The following is a 23315-nucleotide window of genomic DNA, read 5'->3' as shown; positions in this document are numbered from 1 at the left end:
CCGGCCGTCTTGCGTTTACGGCTTCAATCCCATCAGCTTCGCCAGCGTCGGCCAGCGATCGAGCGATTCGACGAACGCGCGCCGCGCCTGCTCGTCGACATACCGTTCGGGATCGAGCGCGGGCAGGTGCCGCGACAGACCGATCACGTCGTTGGGTTGCGACAGGCGATCGTCGTCGCCGTCGCCGGGAAGGATTAGTGTTCGTCGATCCATACGCCGTCCGGAGTTTTCACCGCGTAACCCGCGGCCGTCTGCATCGTCACCGTGCCCTCGTTTTCGCCGACCATGCGCGTGCGCGGCAGGTCCGCCGCGTATTGCGCGAGCGTCGTGCCCGGCTTGAACGGGCTGTTCGACACCAGGTTCGACAGCAACTGCGCGAGCGCGAGGAAGCTGGTCGGCTGGTCGATCACGGTCGTTGCCCCATGGTTGCCGGCGAAACCGACGAGCCGCACACCGACCGGGCCGTGTACGATGCGCGGCGTCGGGATTTCGCGCAGGCCTGCAATCTGATTCTCGTCGCCGCGCAGCGCGGCGCCGTGCTCGGGCACGAACACGATCACCGCGCGGCGGCCCGATTGCGCGATCAGGTCGGCGAGCCGGTCGAAGTCGGTCATCAGCTTCGTCGCGCGCTGCGGATACGAGTCGATGCTCGTCAGCGCGCTGCCGACGACACGGTTGCCGTCATGCAGGCTGATCGTGTTGTAGTACAGCGCGACGGGCCCCGGCACCGACGCGCGCTGCGCGTACCAGTTCGCGAGCGTCGAATAGTCCTCCTTGATCGGCGAGCCGTCGAACGCGTGCATCGCGACGGGTGCGGCCGCGTTCGAGATCATCGGCGCATCGGCCACGCCGATGTTGTCGTGAATCACCTGCAGGAAGTTGTCGAAATGGCCGTCGTGGTTCAGCAGCGACTGCACCGAGTAGCCGGCGCGCGCCAGTTGCGAGAACAGGTAGCACTGCTGCGGCGCGGGCTTGTACAGGTCCGCGTGCGCCTCCTGCCCGCAGCTCGCGCGCAGCACGCGGATCGCCGCCGGGCCGCTGTAGCTCGCGGCCGTGCTGAAGTTCGTGAACAGGTAGTCGAAGTGGCTCAGCATCGGATGGTTGCGCACCTTCGCCGCATCGAGATCGTCCCACGACAGCGAGCAGATGTGCAGCACGATCACGTCGAACTGCGTGGCCGGATCCTGGCCGAGATGGCCGAACGCCACCTGCCGCTGCGACTCCTGGGCGCGGAACGTCGCCAGCGCCGCGTTGTGATCCTCGGGCTGGTCGGCGCGCGTGGCGCCCGTCGCGTTCGCCTGCTGCGGGGCCGGCGCGACGACGCGCGCCATCAGCCCGCTGCCGGCCTGCCACAGCGGCATCGCGATCAGCACGGCCAGCACGAACGTCGCGACGCGCAGCCAGCGGTTCACGATGAAATAGACGATCAGCGCGCCGGCGACCGTCAGCACCAGCAACGGCGGCAGCAGGCGCGGCAGCAATTCCATCCAGTAGTCGAAACGGAACGTGCTCACTTCGCGCGCGGCCTCGACGAGGCGCGCGAGCGGCGGCGCGTGCATCTCGCGCGCGAGCAGCGGCACCGCGATCGCGATCGCCGCGATCTGCCGCACGATGCGCCACGCGCGCCGCCGGATCGGCGCGCTCGCCGCGAGCGCCACCGCGAACGCGAGGTTCGCGAGCCAGAACGGCTGCAGGTGCCCGGTCGCGAACAGCGCGAACTTCAGGATGAAATACAGATTCCAGAACGTCATCTAAACCACTCCATGATGGGCGCCGCGTCAGTCGCGCGCCCGATCGAGTTTCGGCGCCAGCGTCGCCTGCACGCCGCGCGCCGCGCCCTTCCACATCCGCACGTAGCCGTCCAGCCCGATCCGCAGCACTTCCTTCAGCCCGCCGAGCGGCGTGTCGAGGCGCTCGCCTTCATGCCAGTCGAGCCACGCATCGGCGCGGCCGAACGTGCACTGCACGAGCTGGCGCTCCTGTTCGAGCGTCAGTGCCTCGAAGCTCACGCCGACGTGCGTCGGCGTCACGCGGGTCACGCGCACCGGGAACGGAAACGCCCGATCGCCGCGCGTCACGCACACCGTCAGCGTGTCGCCGACGGCGAGCGGCAGCCCCGGCACGGCTTCGAGGCCGAGGCCGCCGGTCGAGTAGTCGCTCGTGAAGCACGCGGCCGTCGACCCGTCGGCCAGCAGCAGCATGGCCGGCACGCGCATCGCGATCCGGTGCGTGACGCGCACCTGCTTGGTCTCGCGCGCGACGGCCAGCGCGGCGCCGAGCATCGCGAGGTTGTACACGGTCCAACCGAGCGTGATCAGGATCGTCGACGCCTCGTCGCCCTGGTCGGCCGCCAGCCGCCACAGGCCGGCCAGGATCGCGAGCACGTTCAGCCCGAACAGCACCAGATACGGCTTCGACGTCGACCAGTCGACGTAGCCCTCGTCGATCTTGCCGCCCTTGTCGGTCACGTTGAACTTGCCGTGCTTCGGGCTGAAGAACGCGACGGTGGTCGGCAGCGCGATGTACCACGCGAGCACCGATTCGTAGACCTCGGCCCAGAACGAATGGCGGAAACGCCCCTGCATCCGCGAGTTCGCGACGTTCGCGAGCACGAGGTACGGGATCACGTAGCTCGCGAGCGCGAGCGACGACGCGTTGATGAAGTACAGGTGGAAGAACAGGTACGCGAGCGGGATCGTCAGGAACACCAGCCGCGGAATCCCGTAGAAGAAGTGCAGCATCGCGTTGCCGTAGCAGATCCGCTGGATCAGGCCGAGCCCGCGCCCGAGGAACGGGTTGTCGATGCGGAAGATCTGCGCCATCCCGCGTGCCCAGCGCGTGCGCTGCTTCACGTGGCCCGCGAGGCTTTCGGTCGCGAGGCCGGCCGCCTGCACGGTCGGCAGGTACGCCGACGTGTAGCCGCGCCGGTGCAGCTTGAGCGCCGTGTGCGCATCCTCGGTCACGGTCTCGACCGCGACGCCGCCGACCTCCTCCAGCGCGCTGCGCTTGAGCACCGCGCACGAGCCGCAGAAGAACGTCGCGTTCCACAGGTCGTTGCCCGACTGCACGAGCCCGTAGAACAGGTTGCCCTCGTTCGGGATCTCGCGGAACGTGCCGAGGTTGCGCTCGAACGGATCAGGCGAGAAGAAATGGTGCGGCGTCTGCACGAGCGCGCACTTCGGGTCGCGCAGGAACACGCCCATCGTCGTCTGCAGGAACGAGCGCGTCGGCACGTGATCGCAATCGAAGATCGCGATGTATTCGCCGTGCGTCTTCGGCAGCGCGCGGTTGATGTTGCCGGCCTTCGCGTGACGGTTGTCGTCGCGCGTCAGGTAGTCGATGCCGGCCTCGGCCGCGAACGCCGCGAACTCGGGGCGCCGGCCGTCGTCGAGCAGGTACACGCGCAGCTTCGCCGTCGGCCAGTCGATGCTCTGCGCGGCGAACACGGTCGGCTTCACGACCGACAGCGGCTCGTTGTAGGTCGGGATATAGACGTCGACGGTCGGCCAGGTGTCGGGGTCGTCGGGCAGCGGCACGATCGGCCGGTCGAGCGGCCACGCGGTCTGCACGAAGCCGAGCAGCAGGATCATCCACGTATAGGCTTCGGCGCCGTACAGCAGGTAGCCGGCGACGGCCTCGACCGGGCTGCGGAAGTCGAGCGTCTGCGTCGTGCGCCACCACACGTAGCGCACCGTCGCGAGCAGCGCGAGCGATGCGAGCGCGAGCGTCGGCAGATGGCCGGGCAGACGGCGCAGCATGAGCGCCAGCACCGCGACGATCGCGAAGAAGGCGAACTGCGCGCCGGGCATCAGCGGCGACATCCCGGCCGCGGCCCACAGCACCGCGCCGGCCACCAGCAGCAGCGGCGCGAGCCAGCCGCGCCGGCCGACGCCGTTCGCGCGCGCATCGAGCCAGCCGCCCCAGCGTGCCCACGGCAGACGATCGAGCAGCGCGTTGATGCGCCGGCCGACCGCGCGGACGGCCACGTAAGCGGGCACGACGGTCTTGTCGAACCATGCGAGCGGATCGCGCGCGGGCCGGCCGTCGGCCGCGCGCGGCGCACGCACGATCGCGCGCCACAGCCATTCGCGCGGGCTCAACGGCTGCAGCACGCCCCAGTCGTGCGCGAGCCGCAGGAACGCGATGCGCACCCAGCGGCGCACGTGATCGGGCCGGCCCGGCGGCGGTGCGTGGAAAAACAGCCGCACGAGCCAGTCGACCAGTGTGCGCTCGGCCGGCAGGCCGATGCCGCGCGCGCACCAGTCGGCCGCACGGCGGCCGAGCGTGCGCAACCGCTGCGCGCGCGCGGGCTTCATCGCGCCGCTCCGGTGCGGCCCGCGGCAACGGCCGTCAGCCACGCATGGACCCAGTTCGCGACGCCGTTCAGGTCGTGCGACGCCTGCGAATACGGCGCGTCGTCGAAAATCCAGCTGCCGCGCGCGAGCGCCTCGGGCACGGCCGCGTCGACGTGGATCCGCTGTTCGAGCATCGACGCCGGCCCGGCGACCGCGCGCAGCATCGCGAGCGCGTCGCGCTGCATGTCGCGTGCCGGATTCAGCCGATTCACGACGATCTGCAGCTCACCGGTGCCGGCCCGCAGCGCACCGAGCCGCGCGGCCGTCGTCGCGCAAGCGGCCGGCTCCGGCGGCACGACGACGAGCGTCAGGTCCGCGCGGCGAATCGCCTGCTCGGCCTGCGGCGACGGATAGCGCGCGGTGTCGACCAGCACCACGCCGTCGGCCGGCAGCGCGATCTCGTCCAGTGCGCGCGACAGCCATGCGGGATCCGCCGCGAGCCGCGCATCGCATGCGGCTGCGTCGACCGCATCGACTTGCCCGTACGGCACGAACAGCACGCCGTCGGCATTGCGCCACGTGTGCGCGTGCCACGGTTCGGCGCCGCCGAGCACGCTTTGCGCGAGGCCGTGTTCGGCCAGCGTGTCGAGGCCGAGCGTCGCGCCCATCAGGTTCTGCGCATCGAATTCCACGGCGACGACCGGCCGGCCGCGGCGCGCGAGCAGCACCGCAAGTGCGGCGGCAAGCGTCGTGCGGCCCGCGCCGCCGGTCGTCGACGTAATGGCGATCGTCTTCATCGGGCCGCCTTGTCGCCGCCCTCGGCGCCGGGCAGCAACCGGCCGCGCAACGCGACCGGCACGAGCTCGCACGGCACGGCGTCGCGCCGGTCGATCCCGCGCGGCGCCTGAAAGCCGCGGCCGACGCCGAGGTGCTGCGCAATGATCCACACCGGCACCGCGATCACGATGCCGACGATGAAACCGATGACGAGTACGGCAATCATGCGCGCTCCTGCTTGCGCAGCGGCATCGCGCTGCGGGTAGCGCCGCGCGCACGCGCGGCGGGAATGACGGGATGCGGCGCCGGTGCGTCGACGGCATCGGGCGCCGGCGTCGCGCCGATCGCCTCGAGCGCGACGATCGCATCGATTGCATCGATCGCCTCGCTCGCCTCGGCGGGCGTCTCGCCGGGACCGGCATCCGCGAGCGGCGTGCGCGCGCCGTTGGCCGGGTGCGTTGCCGCGAACAGGTCGCTGTAGTCGGCGATCGGCGCACGCCGGTTCTCTGCTTTCAGCGCATCGAGCTCAGTGTCGATGCTGCCCTTTCCGAGGCATACGACGCGATCGGACAGCGTGTCGACCGGCACGTCGAAGATCCGCGCGAGCGCATCGTCGGCGTCGGCCGGTTCGCACGCGAACAGGAACACGAACAGATGCCCGGGATCGGCCGTCACGACGTCGCCCGCCCGGCGCGGGCGGCAGTGCCGCAACGCATCGACGTGCGACACGCCCGGCAGCAGCGTGATCTTCGCGAGCGTGTGCGGCAGCGCGAGCACGGCGCCGCGATCGAGCACCGCGCGAATGCGCAGGCAGAATGCGCCGACCGGCAGATAGCCGAGCACCGAATCGCCGAGCGCGGCCGCGAGCGCCGCGCGATAGTCGGGTGCGACCGGCCGCGCGTAGAGCTGGCCGCGCAGCGCGTGCACGGCCGCCTGCATCCGCGAGACCGGCAAGTCGCGCGCGACCACGCGGTTCGCGCCGACGCTCAGCACGAGCATCTCGAACTGCTGGCGCAGCACTTCGCCGCGCTCGACGACCGCGATCTTCAGCGCGCCGCCGCATTGCCGGCGCAATGCATGCACGTCCGCGCACAACGCCTCGAGCTGCGCATGCGAGCGGAACGCGAGCACCGCGGTCGCGGCTTGGGCACGGGCGCAGGCCGCGACGACGGCCGCGTTGTCTTCGACGATTTCCCAGTCGGCGGGCAGGCGATTCGTGCCGTCGAGCACCGCGCGGCTGACGATGACACGGTCCTCGTCGCTCGCGAGCTTCATCCGGTATGCCGGTTCGGTCGCGCCGCCGTCGATGCTCGCGGACAGCCGGCCGCCGGGCGCGAAGCGCAGCGGCCGCACTTCACCGGCCGCGAGCGTGTCGCCCGCACGCCAGAAATCGACGATCCACAGCAGCTCGCCATGCGTGCGCTGCAACTGCGCGACGCCCGAGCAGATACCGTGGAAGCCGCTGCGCGGTGTGCGGTCCGCATCGCGCACGAGCGGCGCATCGTCGGTGCGCGCGTCGTCGCCCGCCCGCGCGGCCTCCGGGTCGAGCAGCAGCACGAGCGCGAGGCGGTGCGTACGGCACCAGTCGGCCAGTGCGCGGGCTTCATCCGCGAGCGCGACCGGATCGTCCCAGCTGAACCAGCGCTGGGCGCCTTCCACGAAATACAGCGAACGCGCGCGAAAACCGTAGCGCCGCATCGCGCGCAGGCCGCCGGTCAGCCGCGCGAACGGGCCCGGCGCCGCGCGGCGCGGCGCGCCGGCGCCGAGACCGTCGTCGGCCGCCTCGGCCGCCGGCGGCATCGCCAGCACGTTCAGGTTGCGCGGCCAGCCGGCCGGCTGCACGCCGCCCGCGAAGCCGAACGATGCCATCTGGTCGGCGACGCGGGCCGCGTCGCGCGCGAGCACGACCGTCACATCGCGCGTGCGTGCCTGCCGCGCGCTTTCCCAGACAAGCGCATCGCATGCCGGCGTGCCGCCGGCCGCGTAGATCGCGTACAGGCCCCCCGCCTCCAGTTGCGTCCATGCATCGGGCAGGCCGTCGATCGCAAGCCGGCTCAGCGTGCCGACGCGGCCGCCGGCCGGCCCCATGCGCAGCAGCGCGCGCAGGTGGCCCAGCAGACCGGCAACGCCGGGCGCGGGACGGGTGGCATCGATTTCCGTATTCACGACGTTCCCCTAGTAATCCGAATAAAGCCGCACCGGCGTCGGCGTGACCAGCCAGCTGCGCTGCGCGCGCGCATCGAATGCATAGCGCAGGTACACGAGCGCCGAGCTCGGCGCGTAGTCGTGCGACCGGTCGACATGCAGTTGCGCGCCGACACTCAGGTGCGGGTTCACGCGGTACTCGGCGATGCCGTTGAAGCCGTACGAGAACGACACGCCGCGCGTCGAGCTGCCCGCGTACACGAACCCGGCCGCGACCTGCGCGGCCCGCTGGCCCGAGAACGTCGGGTAGTACAGCGAATCCTTCTCGAAGCTGTTCGAGATCCCGCCCGTGAAGGTCAGGTCCCACGACAGCGCGTCGTACCGCCCCGCCCATTCGATCGGCACGCCGAGCGACAGGTAGCGTTGCGGGCTGTAGTAGCCGCCCTGCCCGTACGTGTAGTAGCGCAGGTTCTGCGCGTAGTGCCACGCATTGCCGACGAGGCCGGTGCTGACCTTCATCGTCGCGCGTTCGTACACGGGCACCGTGAAGCCGGTGCGCAGCGTGACTTCCGCGTTGCGTTCGACGTTGCGGCCGGACAGCACCCCCGCGCCGAGTTCCGCGAACAGGTTCGTGCGGCCGACGTCGACCGACGCGCGCAGGTTCACGCCGTCGCGGCGCACGCCGCCCCAGACCGCGCCCGTCCATGGGTCGCGCATCCCCGCATACGACAGCACGCTGCTCGTTTCCGGCCGCCGCGACGCATTCACGCTGAAGCTTGCCGGGCCCGCGTCGAAGCGGTAGCGCACGCCGCCGACGAGGTAGTGCACGGGGAAGCCGAGCGGCGACGTGCCGAGGTCGAAGCGCCATGCGTCCGACAGATAACCGGCGCCGAGCGCGACGCCCGTCGTCGACTGGTGCAGCGAACCCGGCGGATTCGCGAGCAGCGCGGCAGCCGACGGATTCGTCTGGAACGGCGGCGGCAGTCCGCCCGAGGCCTTGAGCGCCGCGTAGGTGCCGAACGTCTTCAGCGCATACGCATCCGGGTCGCTCGTATCGAGCGTGCCCGGGTCGAGATGCACGGTATCGATCTGCGCGAACACGTGCCCGTCGTAGCGGACCGGCATCTGCAGATAGATCGGCACCTGCTGGGCGCGATACGACGAGACGCCTTCGTCGCCCGACTTGTACGCGGGCGTCCAGCCGGTCTCGATTTCGGGATTGCGCCGCTGTTCGAGCTCCGCGAACGCGGCCCGCGCGGGCGTCAGGCCGTCGCGGCCCGGGCTCACGCCCGTCGCGCGTTCCTGCGACTGCGACAGCCGGTACAGCGACGCCGCGTCGTCGTAGCGGCCCTGCGCCTCGGCCACGCGCCCGGCCGCGACCGTCACGTCGGCGCGCGCCGGATACGCGGCGTGCAGCCGGTCCGTCACCTGCGCGGCTTCGTCCGGGCGGCGCAGCGCGTTCAGGCGGCGCACGGCCGACAGTTGCGTGTCGACGTCGTCGTCCGGCGTACGCGCGAGCACGGCCTGGACGCGCGCCAGCGCGGCGGCCCGGTTGCCGCTGTCCTCGTCGATCCGTGCGAGCGCGAGCTGCGTATCGGCGTCGTCCGGCGTGCGCGCGACGACCGGCGCGAGCGCGTCGCGCGCGGCGCCGTAATGGCCCTGCGCGCGTTCGAGATCGGCCAGCTCGAGCGCGTGACGCTTGTCCGCTCGGCCGGCCGGACTCGCACGATCGAGCAGCGTGCGCGCCCGTGCATAGTCCTGCCGCGCGATCGCTTCGTCGGTCTGCCGCAGCACGAGCCGCAGCGACTGGTCCTCGATCCGCGCGGTCTGCGCCGGGGTCAGCGACGCTTCGCGCCGCAACGTGTCGAGCCACGCGGCGAGCGCGTCGTCACGCCCCGCGCTGCCGAGCAGATCGCCGTAACGCAGCCGCACGTCGGCATCGGCTTCGCGCGGATGCGCGACGATCCAGTCGTGCAGCAGCGCGAGGCCGCGTTCGGGTTCGCCCGCGTCGATCCACTGGGCGCCGATCGCGGCGAGCATGTCGGGATCGTCCGGCGCGCTCGCCTGCGCGTGCGCGAGCGACGCGGCGAACGCCGCGCGGTCGCCGCGCGCGAGCGTACCGCGTGCGTCGGCCAGCGCATGTTCGGCGTCGAGCTTGCGCGCGAGCGCGCGCATTCCGTCCGAACGGTGCGCGTCGTCGACCGGGGCCAGCGCGGCCTGCGCGCCCGCGACATCGTCGAGCGAATTGCGGTACAACGCGATCGCGTAGCGCATCTCCGGCGTATCGCCCTGCGCGAGCCCGTCGTCCATCACCGTGCGGCCGAGCTGCGGCAACCCCATGTCGCGATAGAGGCGCGCGAGCGCGAAGCGCGTCCACGGCGCGTCGGGCGCCGCACGCACGGCCGCCTCGTAGCGTTGCGCGGCCGGGCCGCGTTCGCCCTTGTCGGCCAATGCGCGCGCCTGGTTCGCGAGCAGGTCGGCCCGCAGGCCGTCGAGCGCGCGGCGATCGTCGCGGCCCGTCACGCGACCTTGCAGCGCGTCGAGCAGCGGGCCGACCCGGTCCGCGCGGCCGGTGTTTTCATACAACGTGGCCGTGCCGCGCACGGCCGACAGCGCCGGCGAACGTGCCGCCAGCAATTCACGCAGCAACGGCTCCGCGTGCGCCCAGTCGCGCTGCGCGAGCAACGCATCGGCAAGCTGCAGCTTCGCGTCCGGACTGCCCGGCTGCATCGCGAGCGCCGCCCGCGCCGCGCGTTCGGCCTCCTGCGGGCGCCCCGCGTTGGCCGCTTCGCGGCCTTGCGCGAGCAGCCCCCAGAACTGCGCGGTGCGTGCGAGGCCTTGCCATTTCCCGCGTTGATCGGTCGCGCGCGCGGCGGCCTGCGTGAACAGCGCGCGCGCTTCGTCGTGCCGCCCTTCGCGCAGGCGCAACAGGCCGAGGCCGCCGAGCGCGTCCGCGTCGTCCGCTCGCGCACGCGCCGCCCGCGACAGCAGCGGATCGGCCGCGGCCAGGTCGCCGCGCGCGAGCGCCTGCAGCCCGCGCTGCTGCGCGATGTAGTCGGGGTCGCGTTCGAGCCGGCGCTGCGCGTCGCGCTGCCGGTCGAGACCGGCAGCACGGTCGCGGAATTCGGTGTCGTCCGGCGTGAGCGCGAGATACGCATGCAGCGCGTCGAGATACGCGGGATCGTCGCCGGCCGACTGCAGCACGCGGCGCCACAGCGACATCGCCTCGGTATGGTCGGCATCGTCCCGCTTCGCGAGTGACCAGGCGATCCGGTTGGCCTCCGCGCGCGTATCGGCATGCTGGTTCAGCAACCGCGCCAGCGCCATGGCCGCGCTGGTGTCCTGCGGATCGGCCGCGACCCTGCGGCGCAGCGCGGCAAGCGCCGACTCGCGGCCACCCGGCGCATTCGCGCGGATCTCGTAATACTCGGCGCCAAGCGCACCCGACGGCGCGCCGTTCGGAAACAGCGCGACGATCCGCCGCGCGGCTTCGTCGGCGCGGCCGCTGCGCGCGAGCAGGCGAATCTGCGCCATCTCGCCGCGCCCGCTCGTCGCGACACGGTATTCGTCGGCCACGCGCCGCGTGGCGGGCGCATTCGGTGACTGCGCCTGCAGGCGCGCCAGCGACGCCTGCGCGCCTTTCGCGTCGCCGAGCCGCAGCAGCACGCGGACCTGTTCGGCCAGCAGCTCGGGATCGCCCGGCGCGATCAGCAGACCCTTGCGCAGCGCATCGCGCGCGAGATCGTCGCGATGCTTGACGCCCCACATCCGCGCGGTGTCGAGCTGACGCTGCGCGTCGGCCGACGCGGCAGTCGCCGGCGCCGCGGGGTTCGCCATCGCCGTGCCGGATGCGGCGCCCGGCGCCGCCGCGCACATCGACGACGCGAGCCACGCGAATCCCGCGACGTGCGGCGCGGCGCGTTTCAGCGGGCGGCGCACGAGCGGCCTCCCCAGCGGGTGTCGAGCGTGCCGTCCGCGCCGAACCGGTAGCGGCCATCGCGCCAGCCGAGGCCGAACAGCGTCAGCACGCTCGTGTAATAGCCGGGCGCCGACTGCCGCGCGAGCGTATCGACGCGGGCCGCCTGCGCATCGGCAAGCGCGTGCTGGCCGCGCGCATCGAGGAACGGCACGGCCGCCGCCGAAAACCCGCCGTTGCCGTCGTTCGGCCCCGCGACGCCCGTCGTCGTATCGACCTTCTCCGGCGGTGCGCCATGCGCGGCGATATGGTCGGCGAACGGCGCGAAGCGTGCGAGCAGCGGCGCGGCGAGCGGATCGGCACGGTCGAGCATGCCGGCCCACAAATACACGCGGATCGCGTTGTACGCGCTCTCCGCGTGCGTCTGCGGATCGGGGCCGAAGCCCGTGCCCGCGCGATACAGCGCCCAGTCCGGCGAGAAACCCTTCGGCGCCGTGTCGAGCAGCACGCGCCCGGTGCTGGATGCCAGTGCGGCCCAGCGCCGGTCGTCGGGCAGGCGCGCGCCGAGCGCGCGGATCACCTGCGGCGGCGAATAACTCGGATTCACGCGGAACTGGCCGTTGGCGAGCCTGAACCCGGTCGACCCCGGCAGCAGCGTGAGGCCGAGGCCCGGCACGGTCGCCGTCTCGTCGTCGAGCACGCGCTTCGCGAGCAGCGCACCGCGTGCCGTATAGCTGCGCTCGTGCCACAGCCGGCCGGCCTCGACGAGCGCGTACGCGATCCACAGATCGGCGTCCGACGCCGCGTTGGCGTCGAGCACGCGCCACGCGCCGTCGGGCGCGCGGCCCCACAGCCACGCGGGCAGATGCGCGCTCAGGTCGCCCTGCGCGAGGTTGTTCTCGGTCCATGCGAGGATCGTGTCGAACGTGCGCCGGTCGTTCGCGACCAGCGCGAAGAAAAGTCCATAGGCCTGCCCCTCCGACACCGTGCGCGAATCGGCCGAGCCGACGTCGATCACGCGGCCGTCGGCCGAGATGAAATCGCGCTTGAACGCATCCCAGCGCGGCCACGCCGCACTGCATCCCGCGCTGGCCGCATCGGTCGCGCCGCCCCCGGCCGCGTGCGCCCGCGCGGCCAGGCCGGCCGCCGCGCACGTCACCGCAACCGCCAGCGCGAGTGTCGCGCCGACACGCCGCGCCGGCCGCGCTGCCCGTCGCTTCGTCATTGCCCGCGCCATCCGTTACATCCCCCGTCGACGCGCGGCGATCCTCTGCAGCACGCTGAACACGCCGAGCGCGAGCAGCAGCCCCGCGACGACGCCCACCGCGCCGAGCACGACCGGATGCCGCGCCGCATGCGTCCAGACACGCGCATACCACGGCACGAAACCGACCACGTAAGGCTCGCCGACCCGCAGGCTGTCGACCTGCCCCGGCCGCACCACCGCGAGGTCGCCCTGCAGCTGCGCGACGAGGCCGGCGTTCTCGAACACGTTGAGCAGATCGCCGAGACGCGGCTGGTCGGTCGCGGTCAGCGCGACGACGCTGCGGCCGTGGCTGCCCGGCAGCTCGAAACCGGCGAGCGCCGCGAGCGGGCCCGTCTGTTCGATATGCGCGCCGCCGTCCGCGAGACCGACGCCGTTGCGCCAGCGCTCCTTCACCGAGAACGCGACGCGCGTCGCGCCGGCGCCGCCCTGCTCGCCGATCGCAAGCGGCAGCGCCGCACGCCAGTGCGCCAGCAACGGCGACGTGGGCGAGCCGTCGATCACGAGCAGGTCCTTGCTGCCCGCCAATGCGGCGACGTCGCCGGGCCGGGCGATCTGCACGCGCAGCGCCGGGAAGCCGGTCCATTCGCCCATGTGGCCGAGCATCGTCAGATAGGCCTCGAGTTCCTGCGGCGACGGCCGGTCGGGCAGCACCACGGCCGTCTGCGACAGGTCGGCGAAGCGCGTGAACGGGAAGCCGCTGTTCGCGAAGAACGCGAGGTTCGGCAGTTGCGCATAGTGGACGAAATGCGAGAAGTCGATCGTCGAATCGGGATCGATCGCCGCGCGCTGCGGCTCGGTCGCCGTGCTCGAGCACAGGCCCGTCTTCTGCGAATCGAGCGTGAAGCGGAACTGCAGCTGGTTGCCGCTGCCGACGCGGAACGCGGGAATGTCGACATCGCTCGTCACGCGCCCTTCCGGCACCGACAGCAGCGGCAGCTGCATGCGGCCGTGCGCGTCCTCGGCATGGGCCGGCCCGAGCCGGTACGACTTCACGAGCTGGTCGTTGATCTCGACGGCGAGCGTCGAGTTGTCCTGCACGGTCGGCGCCGTGTAGCGGTAGCGCAGCGTGATCGGCACGCCCGCGCCGTTCCACGAGTGCAGATCGGCCGGCACGCGCAGGTTCAGCCGGATCGCGTCGGGCGTCGTGCCGCGCACTTCCAGCTGGCGCGGATCGTTGACGAGCTCGCGGAACGTGATCGGCCGGTTCACGGGCAGCCAGCGCGGCGCGTCGTACGGCTTGCGCGGTGCGCCGAGATCGACGTGCGCGACCGTCGCCGTCGGCCCCGACAGCGCCGCACGGCCGAGCACGAGCGCGGCGACCGCGTCGTCGACTTCGGCCGCCGTGCGGCCCGTGACGACCAGCAGCTTGCGCCCCGGCGCGGCCGGGTTGTCGGCGACCGCGAGCAGCGGGCCGTTGACCGGCGGCAGCGCGAGCCCGGCCGGTAGCGTCGCGGCCGTGCCGACCACCACCGCCTGGTCGTCGGCCGGCAGCGCGGACGATACCGGGAAGCGCGCATGCCGGTAATCGGCCAGCGCGCCGAACCACGACGCGAGCACACCCGCGCTGCGCAGCGTCGCCGAATCGGGCGCTGCCGGCAGCACGAACGGCAGCCGCACGCGGCCGTTGTCGCGCCGGTCGAAGAACGGCGCGGGCAGCAGCGCGAGATCGTTCGGCAAGCGCACCGGCGATTCGTCGAGGATCAGTTCGCTCGTCGGACTCACGTCGGCCCACAGCGCCGAGTTCGACGGATCCTCGCAATGGTCGAGCGTGTAGTGCGCGATCAGGCGCAGACCGATCTGGTTGAAATCCGAGAAGTAGCGCGGATCGATCGGAATCTCCTGCGTGACCGTGCGGCCCGCGCGCGCGGCGTCGAACGGGACGGTCGCGATCACCTCGCCGTTCACCGACACCTTCAGGTGCGACATCGGGAAGACCAGCGACGGCGAATACGCGTAGGTCAGGCGCAACCGCGCCCCCGTGACCACGCGGTCGAGCCGCACGCCGGCGTTGATCGTGCGCGCGTCGTCGGCGCCGCGCAGGCGCAGCGGATCGAACGCGCCGAGCGACGCGAACGGCAGATGCACGGTGGTCGCCGGCAAGCCGGCGGACGACGCGCTGGCCACGGCCGGCGCGGCCGCGAGCACCGGAGCGGACGCATCGGCGGGCCCGGCGGCCGACGCGGCGGCCGGCACCGCCGGCATCGGCGCGGCCGACAGCACTGCCGTGTGAAAAGCGCCAACCATGGCGACCGACAGGACGAGCAGCGACGCGGCCGGCTTCATGCGCCCCTCCGTGTCGTCTGGTTGATCCGGTCATCAAGCGCGTCCGAACCGACGCGCGTCAAGCAGCTATGCCCGTGAGTGCACATCCCCACTGCTTCCCCTCATATGGCGACCTGGCCTGATGCATTTATCGAAACGACGCGGCGGATTCTTTAACGGCCGTCGCCGTGCTGCGCGCGCCTGGCACGGGCGCGCGCCCATTCGTCACACTATCTCAAAAATAGGACAAAACTTACGCGAATTCGCGCCGATGAAGCGAAAAAAACCTCAATCGAGTCGGAAATGCTGCACGAGAGGGACGAATGGTAAGAATTGCGCCGTTGTCGCCGGGCGAGCCGAACGGCATACTGCCGGCGCCGTGCGGCTGGCCGGCGGCGGCCCGTGACGGACCGCCCGGGGCACGCCGCCGCGATGCGGCGCGTATGCTACCGCAAACCCGCGACGCCGGATGCGCTTTCTTTGATGGATCACTGACTTGAATCAAATCGTCGATACCGCCACCCCGTCCCCCGACACGCTGCTGCGCATCATCGCGGTGCAGACCGAAATCGCGAAGCTCGGCCTCGACCTCGGCAGCGTGATGGCCTACGTGGCCGAGCAGGTGCCGCAGCTCACGGGCGCGAGCGCCGCCGCGGTCGAGTTCGCCGAGGGCGACGACATGGTGTACCGCGCCGCGTCGGGCACCGCCGCCGGGATGCTCGGCCTGCGGCTGCGCCGCTCGGGCAGCCTGTCGGGCCGGTGCGTGCAGCAAGGCGAACTGCTGCACTGCGTCGATTCGGAAACCGACCCGCGCGTCGATCGCGATGCGTGCCGCCGGGTCGGCCTGCGCTCGATGCTCGTCGTGCCGCTCACGCATGCCGACACGACCGTCGGCGTGCTGAAGGTGATGTCGCCGCACGTCGACGGCTTCTCGCCGGCCGACGCCGGCACGCTGCGGCTGACGGCCGGCCTGATCGCCGCCGCGATGTTCCACGCGGCGCGCAACGAGGCCAACGAGCTGTACCTGCGCGCGACGCACGACGCGCTCACGGGCCTGCCGAACCGCGCGCTGTTCTACGACCGCCTGCGCCAGTCGATGCATATGGCGCTGCGCGCGAACGGCCGGCTCGGCATTCTCAACATCGACATGGACGGGCTGAAGCCGATCAACGACGGGCTCGGCCACCGCGCGGGCGACGCCGCGCTGTGCGAGATCGCCACGCGGATGCAGGGTGCGGTGCGGCGCTCGGACACGGTCGCGCGCATCGGCGGCGACGAATTCGCGGTGATCCTGCCGAACATCGGCACCCGCGACGACGCGCACACGCACAGCGCACGGCTCGCGCGGCAAGTCGGCGAACCGTTCGAATTCGACGGGCATGCGCTGCGGCTGGGCGTCAGCATCGGCGTCGCGATGCTGCCGGACGACGGCACCGACATGACCGCGCTGATCGAGCATGCCGATCGGGCCATGTATGAAGTGAAGCGCACGCGCTCGCGGCGCGCGGCGCACGCTTGACGGGCGGCGGGCGGCGGGCGGCGCTAACCGATCCGCGACACCGCGATCGCGATCCCGACCGCCAGCCACTGCACGATCGCCACGAGCACACCGGCCCGGCACAGCCCGACCGCGCCGCGCACGCGTGCATCGAGCGTACGGCCGGCCTTGGCCGCGTCGATCCAGCCGAGATCGGCGAGCGCGCGGTCGAGCGCCGCGAGCGCGTCGTCGACGGGCCCGTCGCCCGCTGCCGCCCGCGCGAGCGCCGCGAACAGCCGGCGGTCGATCTCGATGCGCACCGTGTACCACAGCGCCACCATCCCCGACCCCGTGCTGACAACGGCCAGCAACACGCGAGCGAGCGTCGCCGGCATCCAGCCCGCCGCGACCCACCAGCCCGCGCCGGCCGCGGCCAGCGCGGCCGCGATCGCCCATGCGCCCGCATCGAGCGCGCCGCGCGCGGCGGCAATCCTGAACGGAGCGGACGGATCGCGCATCACACGCGCCCCGTGCCGCGACGGCGATCGATCCACTGCTGCAGCACGGCCACGCCTTCGTCCGACCACACCGCGTGCGGCCGCACCGCGCGCACCGCGGCCAGCGCGTGGCGCGCGTCTCCCAGCCCGCGCCACGCGGCGAGCCACGCGGCCGCGCACAGCACGCTGCGTCCATAACCGAGCGCGCAGCAGACCAGCACGTCACGCCCTTCCCCGTGCAGGCGTTCGAGCGCCGCGACGGCCTGCGCAAGCTGCGCCGCCGTCGGCGCGAGGAGATCGAGCTGCGGCACGGATGCATACGCGAGCGACGTTTCGTCCGCCGCCCAGCGCGGCATCTCGGCGGTCAAGTCGACCAGCGCGGTGAAACCATGGCGGCGCACGTCGCGCGTCGTCGGCGTACGGCCGATCGACACGCGTTCGTCGATCCGCACGGGCGCCGGCCGGCGCCACGTCCACAGCCGCGAATTGACGAACGCGCCGGCGATCGTCGGCGCGAGCAGCGCGCGGATGAAGACCGGGAGACGTCCATCCGCATCCTTCTGGAAAACGCCGGGCGCGCCGCGCCGGTACGCCCACGCGACACACGCGAGCGCCAGTGCGACCCACCCGGCCGCCAGCGCCCAGCCCGGCGCGCGCGGCACGCACCACAGGGCCGTCCACGCCAGCAGTGCCGCGCCGATCGCATAGCGCCGTGCGAGCGCGCGGCCGGCCGCGCTCGGCGACGCATCGGCGCCCGGCAGCCGGCCCGTCGCATCGCGCAACGGAAACAGGAACAGCGCGAGACAGCCGACGGCCGCACCGGTCGGCACGTCGATCGCGTGATGCTGGTAGGTCGTCAGCACCGACACGCCGATCGACGCGAACCACAGATGCAGCACGGCGCGCGCGACCGTACCGCGCAGGTGCCGCGCATAAACGGCCCACAGCACGACGAGCAGCCCGATATGCAGCGACGGCGCCTGGTTGAACGGCTTGTCGAAGCCCATCAGCAGCGTGAACAGCGCGCCGGCCACGCCGCCCGCGTCGGGCCGCTCGAACCCGAAGCGCAGCGGCCACGCGATGAAACAGGCCACCGACACCAGCTGCACGGTCAGCAGCCGCTTCACGTGATCGAGCAGATCGGCACGGCGCGTCCAGAAGAAGAACGACACCGCATACAGCAGGTCGATCGACCAGTACGGCACGATCGTCCACGGCACGAACGGGATCGCGTGCTCCCAGCCGAACGCGAACGTCGGCACCGCCGCGCGGCGCGCGGCGAGCCAGTTCGCGAAGCCGTACGTCGAGAAGAACACGGCGCCCATCGCCGCGAGCCAGCCCAAGCGCAGCGCGAACGATGCGTCGCGCGCGCCGGCCGCCGGCTCGGCGAGGCCGCCCGCGCCGCCGCCGAGCGCGCTCATGGCGCGTCGACCCGCTGCGCGAGGCTGACCGTGAAGATACCCATCTCGTCGATCCGCTGGTCGAGCTTGCGGAAGCCCGCGCGCGCGACGAGCTCGTCCATCTCGGCCTGCGAGCGGCGGCGCATCACCCAGGTCGCCTCGCCGCGGTGATTGTTCAGCGCCCGCGCGATGAATTCCAGCTGCGGATGCCACGGCTGCCCCGTATAGACGAGATAGCCGCCCGGCGGCACGGCCCGCGCGAGCCCGCGCAGCGAGCGCTCGATCAGCGCGTTCTCGCCGAACAGTTCGTACAGGCCCGACACGATCGCGAGCGTGGGGCGCGGCTCGAGCGTCGCGAGCGACGTCTCGTCGAACGCGTCGCCGCGCTCGAAGCGCGCGATCGGCTCGAGGCCGCGCTGCGCGATCAGGACGCGTCCGGCCTCGACGTTCGGCGGGCTGTAGTCGCGCAGCGTGATGTCGTCCGGCGCCGCGCCGTCGCGCTCGGCGGCCGACGCGATCGCGTCGAGCACGTAGCGCCCGTGGCCGGCCGCGATGTCGACGATCCGCACCGGCGTGCCGTGGCCGCGCAGGCGGCCGATCGCCGCGCCGATCAGTTCCTGCAGATGCACCTTGCGCTGACGGATGCCGACCCAGCCCGGCGAATCGAGGTACGTGCGGTCGATCAGCGCGCCGACGCCGAGCCGCCCCTGCGCACGGTTGCGGTACACGTAGTCGAGCGTCGAGCCCGAATCGAAGCCGAGCCGCAGCCCGAGCGCGATGCCGTCCGACAGCGCGCCGCCGGCTTTCAGCCCGGCGCGCGTCAGCGCCCAGTACGCCCGCGCGAACACGTTCGCGGGCGGCCGGCCAAGCGCCGCGTATTCGTCGTGGAACGCGCCGCGCCGATCGGCGTCGGCGAGCGACACGCGCGGGCTCGGCGCGTCGAACTCGCGCAGCACGAACGCACGCAGCGGCGCGAGCGCCTGTGCGCGGTCGCGTTCACCGAGCGTGTCGTGATAGAAACCCGGCAGCACGATGCGCTCCTTGCGCGCCGACCCGAGCCGTTCGAAGAAGCGGTCCTGCGGGCCGCGATGCACGACCCAGTCGGCGCCCGAGATCAGCAGTTGCGTCGGCACGGTGATCGCGGCGGCGTCGGCGACGATCCGCCGCGCGGTATCGTGCAGGTCGAGCAGCATGTTGACCGCGATCGGCCGCGTGATCAGCGGATCGGACGCGTAGCTCGCGATCCGCTCGGGATCGTGCGTGAGGAATTTCGGTTTCACGTAGCTGTTCACGTAGAACAGCCCGCGCAGCTTGTGCATCAGCCGCAGCCCCGGCCGCGCGAACGGCACGTAGAGCTTGATGTGGAACGCCGGCGACGCGACGACGAGCGCGCGGATCGGCGGCGCGTAGTCGTGCACCCACGTGGCCGCGAGCACCGCGCCGACGCTCTGTCCGACCACGGCCATGTCCTCGATCGCGATGCCGTGCGCGTCGCGGATATGCTCGACGAAGGTCTGCAGGTCGCGCACCGACGCGGCCGCGCTCGGGCTGTAGCCGCGCGCGCCGGGCGAGCGGCCGTGGCCGCGCGCGTCCCACGCGAAGAACGCGAAATCGGGCAGGTCGAGCTCGTCGACGAGGTGCGCGACGCGCGCCGAATGTTCGTGGCCGCGATGCAGCAGCACGACGGCGCCGCGGCAATGCGGGCCCGTCGCGGGCCAGTGGCGGTAGAACAGCGTTTCGCCGTCGTGCGTGATGAAGCCGGCCTCACGTGCCGTGCGTGTGCTCATGCGCTTTCTCTCGTTTCGTTATTCGAATGGTGTGGCGCCGCCCTCCGGCGCCCGGCCCGTCAGCCGCCCGCTTCGGCGATCCCGGCCCGTACGCGCCGCACCGCCGTCACGATCGACAGCACGATCAGCAGCCGCCACAGCCAGGCGGCGACGCCGCCGACCGGGAACCCGAGGCCGATCCACAGCGCGAACGCGCCGAGGGCCAGCGCGCGGTCGCTCTTGCCGAACGGGCCGTCGTAGCGGCGCGTCGCGCCGACGAGCGGGCCGATCAGCCCCGCGCACTCGACGATCACCGCCGTCAGCGCGAACAGCCAGACGTCCGCCGGAGCGAACGCGGGAATGGCGAGGAACGGCAGCACGAGCGCGACGTCGGACACGATGTCGCCCAGCTCGTTCAGGTACGCGCCGAGCGTGCTCTTCTGACCGTGCTCGCGCGCGAGCATGCCGTCGATCGCGTTGAGCGCCATGCGCGCGAACAGCCAAAGCGGAATCAGCAGGAACAGCGCGCGGGCGAACACGCCGAGCCCGGCAAGCGCGCCGACGACGATCGAGCCGCCGGCCGCGAACAGCGTGACCTGGTTGGCCGTGACCCCGCGCGCGGCAAGCGAATCCGCGAACGGACGCAGACGGTTCTGGAATTTGGGTTTGAGTGCGTAGAGGCTCATCGTTTTATTTGCGCGGCGCTATCGGATACGTTTCCCGCCGCCATGCCCCGGGCGGCGTAACGGCCTTGGTCGGCCTTCATGGGACGGCCCTAATCGTCGCCGAGCGGCCCCGATGCGTCAAGCATGCGCCCGGCCCGCCCGCGCGGCGCCAATCTGGCGTTTTTCGGCGAAACTCGCGATAATCCGCTGGCCCGATCGCGGCGCGATCCATTCGAACTGCAGACGGGCACTCGTGCAACAGCCGATTATCACGCCGCCGACCGGCGCATTCGCCGCGACGCAACAGCGTGCGACGGCGAATCGTCCGATTATCGCGGACCTGCGACAGGCAGCCACGAATTTGAAAAAATTTAAACAAGAGCCGTCCGGCGCGCATCCTGCCGCGCCGGCATTCCGGGGTTCCGCCCGCCGCGCGTGCGCAGCGGGCCGCGCATGCAGGCAGGAGGCGTCGCGCCGATGAACATTCTCAACGTCTGGCAGCGCGATTTCCTGCTGTCCATCGTGCGGCTCGTCGCCGGCGCGTATCCGGTCTGGCATCAGGCGCCGCCGTCCCCGACGCAGAAGATCTATTTCTCGAATCACACGAGCCACATCGACACGCTCGCGATTCTCGCCGCGCTGCCGCGCGACGTGCGCGCGGTCGTGCGGCCGGTCGCCGCGCGCGACTACTGGGACAGCAGCGACCTGAAGCGGCACATCGCGCGGAAACTGCTGAACGTCGTGCTGATCGACCGCCACCGCGAATCGGGCGGCGACCCGCTCGACCCCGTGCGCGACGCGCTGCAGCAGGGCAACTCGATCATCATCTTCCCCGAAGGCACGCGCGGCGCCGACGTGCTGCCGCAGCCGTTCAAGAGCGGGCTGTTCCATCTCGCGACCGAGTTCCCGAACGTCGCGCTCGCGCCCGTCTACCTCGAGAACCTGCAGCGCATCATGCCGAAGGGCGCGATCTGGCCCGTGCCGCTGATCTGCAAGGTGCATTTCGGTGCGAACGACGCGCTCGACGCCCAGGAAGACAAGCCGACGTTCCTCGCCCGCATGCGCGACGCGGTCATCGCGCTCGCGCCGCCGCAACGACCGGCCGGCTGAACGCGGCGCCCTCTTCTCCCCTTTTCCGGATATCAACCATGCGAACCCTCTTCTGGGAACTGGTCGCGGGCGTGACGGGCGTGCTCGTCGTCGCGACCGTGATCGGCGCGATCCTCGGCGCGCGCAGCGGCGGGCAGAACGCGACCATCGCCAACCTGAACCAGCGCATCCGCGCATGGTGGGCGATGATCGCGATCATGGCCGTCGCGATCGGCCTCGGCAACAACGTCACGTATCTCGTGTTCGCGCTGCTGTCGTACCTGACGCTGCGCGAGTTCATCACGCTCACGCCGACCACGGCGAGCGACCATACGACGCTCTTCATCGCGTTCTTCATCGCGATCCCCGTGCAGTACCTGCTGCTCGGCATCAACTGGTACGGGATGTATTCGATCTTCGTGCCCGTCCACCTGTTCTTCGCGATGTCGCTCGTCTCGGCACTCACGCAGGACACGCGCGAATTCCTCAGCCGCAACGCGAAGATCAACTGGGCGCTGATGGTGTGCGTGTACGGGCTGAGCCATGCGCCGGCCGTGCTGATCCTCGACATTCCGCGCTACGCGGGGCAGAACGCGCTGCTGCTGTTCTTCTTCCTGTTCGTCGTGCAGATCAGCGACGTGCTGCAATACGTCGTCGGCAAGCTGTTCGGGCGCCGCAAGATCGCGCCGCAGCTGTCGCCGTCGAAGACGGTCGAAGGCTTCGTCGGCGGCGGGCTGCTGGCCACGCTGTGCGGCGCGTCGCTGTATCGCGTGACGCCGTTCAGCTTCGGCGCGGCATTCGGGATCTCGCTCGCGATCGTGATCGCGGGTTTCGTCGGCGGGCTCGTGCTGTCGGCCGTCAAGCGCTCGCTCGGCACGAAGGACTGGGGCTCGATGATCGCCGGCCACGGCGGGATGCTCGATCGCGTCGACTCGATCTGCTTCGCCGCGCCGGTGTTCTTCCACCTCGTGCGCTATCTGTACGTGTGACGCGCGGCCGCGCCGGCGCATCACACATCACACATGCCGGCGCCGCCGCACGAATGCATCGACGCAAACCGGCCGGCGACGGCATCAACGCGGTCGGGCGACCGGCTCCGGATCGAACGTCGCGAGGCCCGGCCAGGCCGCCCGCCCCCACGCGCCGTCGGCCGGCGCGAGCCATCGCTGCACGGCCGCCTCGTCGACCGCGCGACCGAGCGGATCGGCACGAAACGCCGTGACCCACTGCTTGCGGCCCGCCACGTACGCGCGGCCGAAATCCTCCCAGCCGTCGAAGCAATCCTGCGCACGCTGTGCATTGAGCAGCAGCACGCGCCACGCGACGTCCGGCTCGGCCCAGCCCATCAGCATCGCGGCGCGCGCAAAGAAGGCCATCCGCGCGCAGGCGAACGCGAGCGCGGCGCGCGGTTCGTCGTCGGCGTGCAGCGCGTGGAGATCGGCCCGGAACCACTGCGTTTCCAGCACCCTCGCCAGATGCGCGCGCGCGTCGTCGTCCGTCGCGTCGGTACGCAACTCCATCTGGTGGAGCATCTGCGCGCGCAGGAACCGGCGCGTGTCGTCGCCCACGCGGCTCGCATCGGCATCGCTGAAACGGGAGAACTCCGTCGCCTCCACGTACGGATGCGCAAGCAGCAGCGCCCAGTGCTTGCGCGCGGACAGCACCGACGCACGCGCGCGGCCGCGCCGGCGCAGGTAGCGGACGATGCGCCACAGGATGAACAGCGCGACGATCAGCTTCAGTGTCATGGTCGCGGCGC

The 23315-nt window shown here is 71.6% G+C and carries 18 protein-coding genes; 4 read left to right on the top strand and 14 right to left on the bottom strand.

The annotated features are described in order from the left end of the window. Positions 1–15: 15 nt before the first annotated feature. From AC1VVG_RS07175 to bcsB, 9 genes are read right to left on the bottom strand one after another with little or no spacing between them, the layout of a single operon-like run. Entirely contained in the window at positions 16–213 is a 198-nt protein-coding gene (locus tag AC1VVG_RS07175) for a hypothetical protein (protein WP_034186737.1), read from the bottom strand. Next, the gene (gene bcsG / locus AC1VVG_RS07170; RefSeq protein ID WP_482835431.1) at positions 195–1751 is read right to left on the bottom strand and encodes a cellulose biosynthesis protein BcsG; all 1557 of its coding nucleotides are present in this window, start codon (positions 1749–1751) and stop codon (positions 195–197) included. The genes AC1VVG_RS07175 and bcsG overlap by 19 nt, the downstream gene beginning before the upstream one ends. Before the next feature lie 27 nt (positions 1752–1778). Beyond that, on the bottom strand, positions 1779–4316 hold the full coding sequence (gene bcsA / locus AC1VVG_RS07165) for a UDP-forming cellulose synthase catalytic subunit (protein ID WP_482835430.1): 2538 nt from the start codon (positions 4314–4316) through the stop codon (positions 1779–1781). Continuing rightward, the gene (gene bcsQ / locus AC1VVG_RS07160) at positions 4313–5092 is read right to left on the bottom strand and encodes a cellulose biosynthesis protein BcsQ (protein WP_473376971.1); all 780 of its coding nucleotides are present in this window, start codon (positions 5090–5092) and stop codon (positions 4313–4315) included. Before bcsQ ends, bcsA begins: the two co-directional genes overlap by 4 nt. Next, a complete protein-coding gene (locus tag AC1VVG_RS07155; RefSeq protein WP_034186734.1) occupies positions 5089–5298 on the bottom strand; it encodes a hypothetical protein in 210 nt (69 codons plus the stop codon). The genes bcsQ and AC1VVG_RS07155 overlap by 4 nt, the downstream gene beginning before the upstream one ends. Next, positions 5295–7238 carry a cellulose biosynthesis protein BcsE gene (bcsE, locus tag AC1VVG_RS07150; RefSeq protein ID WP_482835429.1) on the bottom strand — a complete coding sequence of 648 codons (1944 nt, stop codon included), beginning with the start codon at positions 7236–7238 and terminating at the stop codon, positions 5295–5297. The genes AC1VVG_RS07155 and bcsE overlap by 4 nt, the downstream gene beginning before the upstream one ends. A gap of 9 nt (positions 7239–7247) precedes the next feature. Next, a complete protein-coding gene (locus AC1VVG_RS07145; RefSeq protein WP_482835428.1) occupies positions 7248–11156 on the bottom strand; it encodes a cellulose synthase subunit BcsC-related outer membrane protein in 3909 nt (1302 codons plus the stop codon). Beyond that, the gene (gene bcsZ / locus AC1VVG_RS07140) at positions 11141–12370 is read right to left on the bottom strand and encodes a cellulose synthase complex periplasmic endoglucanase BcsZ (protein WP_124669774.1); all 1230 of its coding nucleotides are present in this window, start codon (positions 12368–12370) and stop codon (positions 11141–11143) included. The genes AC1VVG_RS07145 and bcsZ overlap by 16 nt, the downstream gene beginning before the upstream one ends. A 3-nt stretch (positions 12371–12373) precedes the next feature. Beyond that, the gene (bcsB, locus tag AC1VVG_RS07135) at positions 12374–14683 is read right to left on the bottom strand and encodes a cellulose biosynthesis cyclic di-GMP-binding regulatory protein BcsB (protein WP_034186730.1); all 2310 of its coding nucleotides are present in this window, start codon (positions 14681–14683) and stop codon (positions 12374–12376) included. A gap of 475 nt (positions 14684–15158) precedes the next feature. On the opposite strand from bcsB, the gene AC1VVG_RS07130 reads away from it, so the two are divergent. Beyond that, the gene (locus AC1VVG_RS07130) at positions 15159–16181 is read left to right on the top strand and encodes a diguanylate cyclase domain-containing protein (protein ID WP_482835427.1); all 1023 of its coding nucleotides are present in this window, start codon (positions 15159–15161) and stop codon (positions 16179–16181) included. 23 nt (positions 16182–16204) lie between these two features. On the opposite strand, the gene AC1VVG_RS07125 is transcribed toward AC1VVG_RS07130, so the two are convergent. Genes AC1VVG_RS07125 through AC1VVG_RS07110 form a run of 4 tightly spaced genes read right to left on the bottom strand, consistent with a single transcriptional unit; the run spans position 16205 to position 20488 of the window. After that, positions 16205–16657, bottom strand: a complete 453-nt coding sequence (locus tag AC1VVG_RS07125) for a hypothetical protein (RefSeq protein WP_482835426.1) — start codon at positions 16655–16657, stop codon at positions 16205–16207. Then, positions 16657–18057: a dual specificity protein phosphatase family protein gene (locus AC1VVG_RS07120; RefSeq protein WP_482835425.1), complete on the bottom strand. Its 1401-nt coding sequence runs from the start codon at positions 18055–18057 to the stop codon at positions 16657–16659. Before AC1VVG_RS07120 ends, AC1VVG_RS07125 begins: the two co-directional genes overlap by 1 nt. Further along, positions 18054–19823: a bifunctional alpha/beta hydrolase/class I SAM-dependent methyltransferase gene (locus tag AC1VVG_RS07115; RefSeq protein WP_034186726.1), complete on the bottom strand. Its 1770-nt coding sequence runs from the start codon at positions 19821–19823 to the stop codon at positions 18054–18056. Before AC1VVG_RS07115 ends, AC1VVG_RS07120 begins: the two co-directional genes overlap by 4 nt. A gap of 59 nt (positions 19824–19882) precedes the next feature. Next, entirely contained in the window at positions 19883–20488 is a 606-nt protein-coding gene (locus AC1VVG_RS07110) for a CDP-alcohol phosphatidyltransferase family protein (RefSeq protein ID WP_034186725.1), read from the bottom strand. Positions 20489–20611: 123 nt separating this feature from the next. On the opposite strand from AC1VVG_RS07110, the gene AC1VVG_RS07105 reads away from it, so the two are divergent. The 3 genes from AC1VVG_RS07105 to AC1VVG_RS07095 all read left to right on the top strand — a co-directional run bounded on the left by AC1VVG_RS07105 (position 20612) and on the right by AC1VVG_RS07095 (position 22545). Then, entirely contained in the window at positions 20612–20842 is a 231-nt protein-coding gene (locus AC1VVG_RS07105; RefSeq protein WP_154233710.1) for a hypothetical protein, read from the top strand. 102 nt (positions 20843–20944) lie between these two features. Continuing rightward, positions 20945–21577, top strand: a complete 633-nt coding sequence (locus AC1VVG_RS07100; RefSeq protein ID WP_482835424.1) for a lysophospholipid acyltransferase family protein — start codon at positions 20945–20947, stop codon at positions 21575–21577. A 38-nt stretch (positions 21578–21615) separates the two neighbouring features. Next, positions 21616–22545: a phosphatidate cytidylyltransferase gene (locus AC1VVG_RS07095; protein ID WP_034186724.1), complete on the top strand. Its 930-nt coding sequence runs from the start codon at positions 21616–21618 to the stop codon at positions 22543–22545. Between the two features lie 84 nt (positions 22546–22629). On the opposite strand, the gene AC1VVG_RS07090 is transcribed toward AC1VVG_RS07095, so the two are convergent. Next, positions 22630–23304: a DUF1266 domain-containing protein gene (locus AC1VVG_RS07090; RefSeq protein ID WP_034186723.1), complete on the bottom strand. Its 675-nt coding sequence runs from the start codon at positions 23302–23304 to the stop codon at positions 22630–22632. Between the last annotated feature and the right edge of the window lie 11 nt (positions 23305–23315).

Source organism: Burkholderia sp. L-4, assembly GCF_056856535.1.
This window is presented reverse-complemented; position numbering and strand designations above follow the sequence as displayed.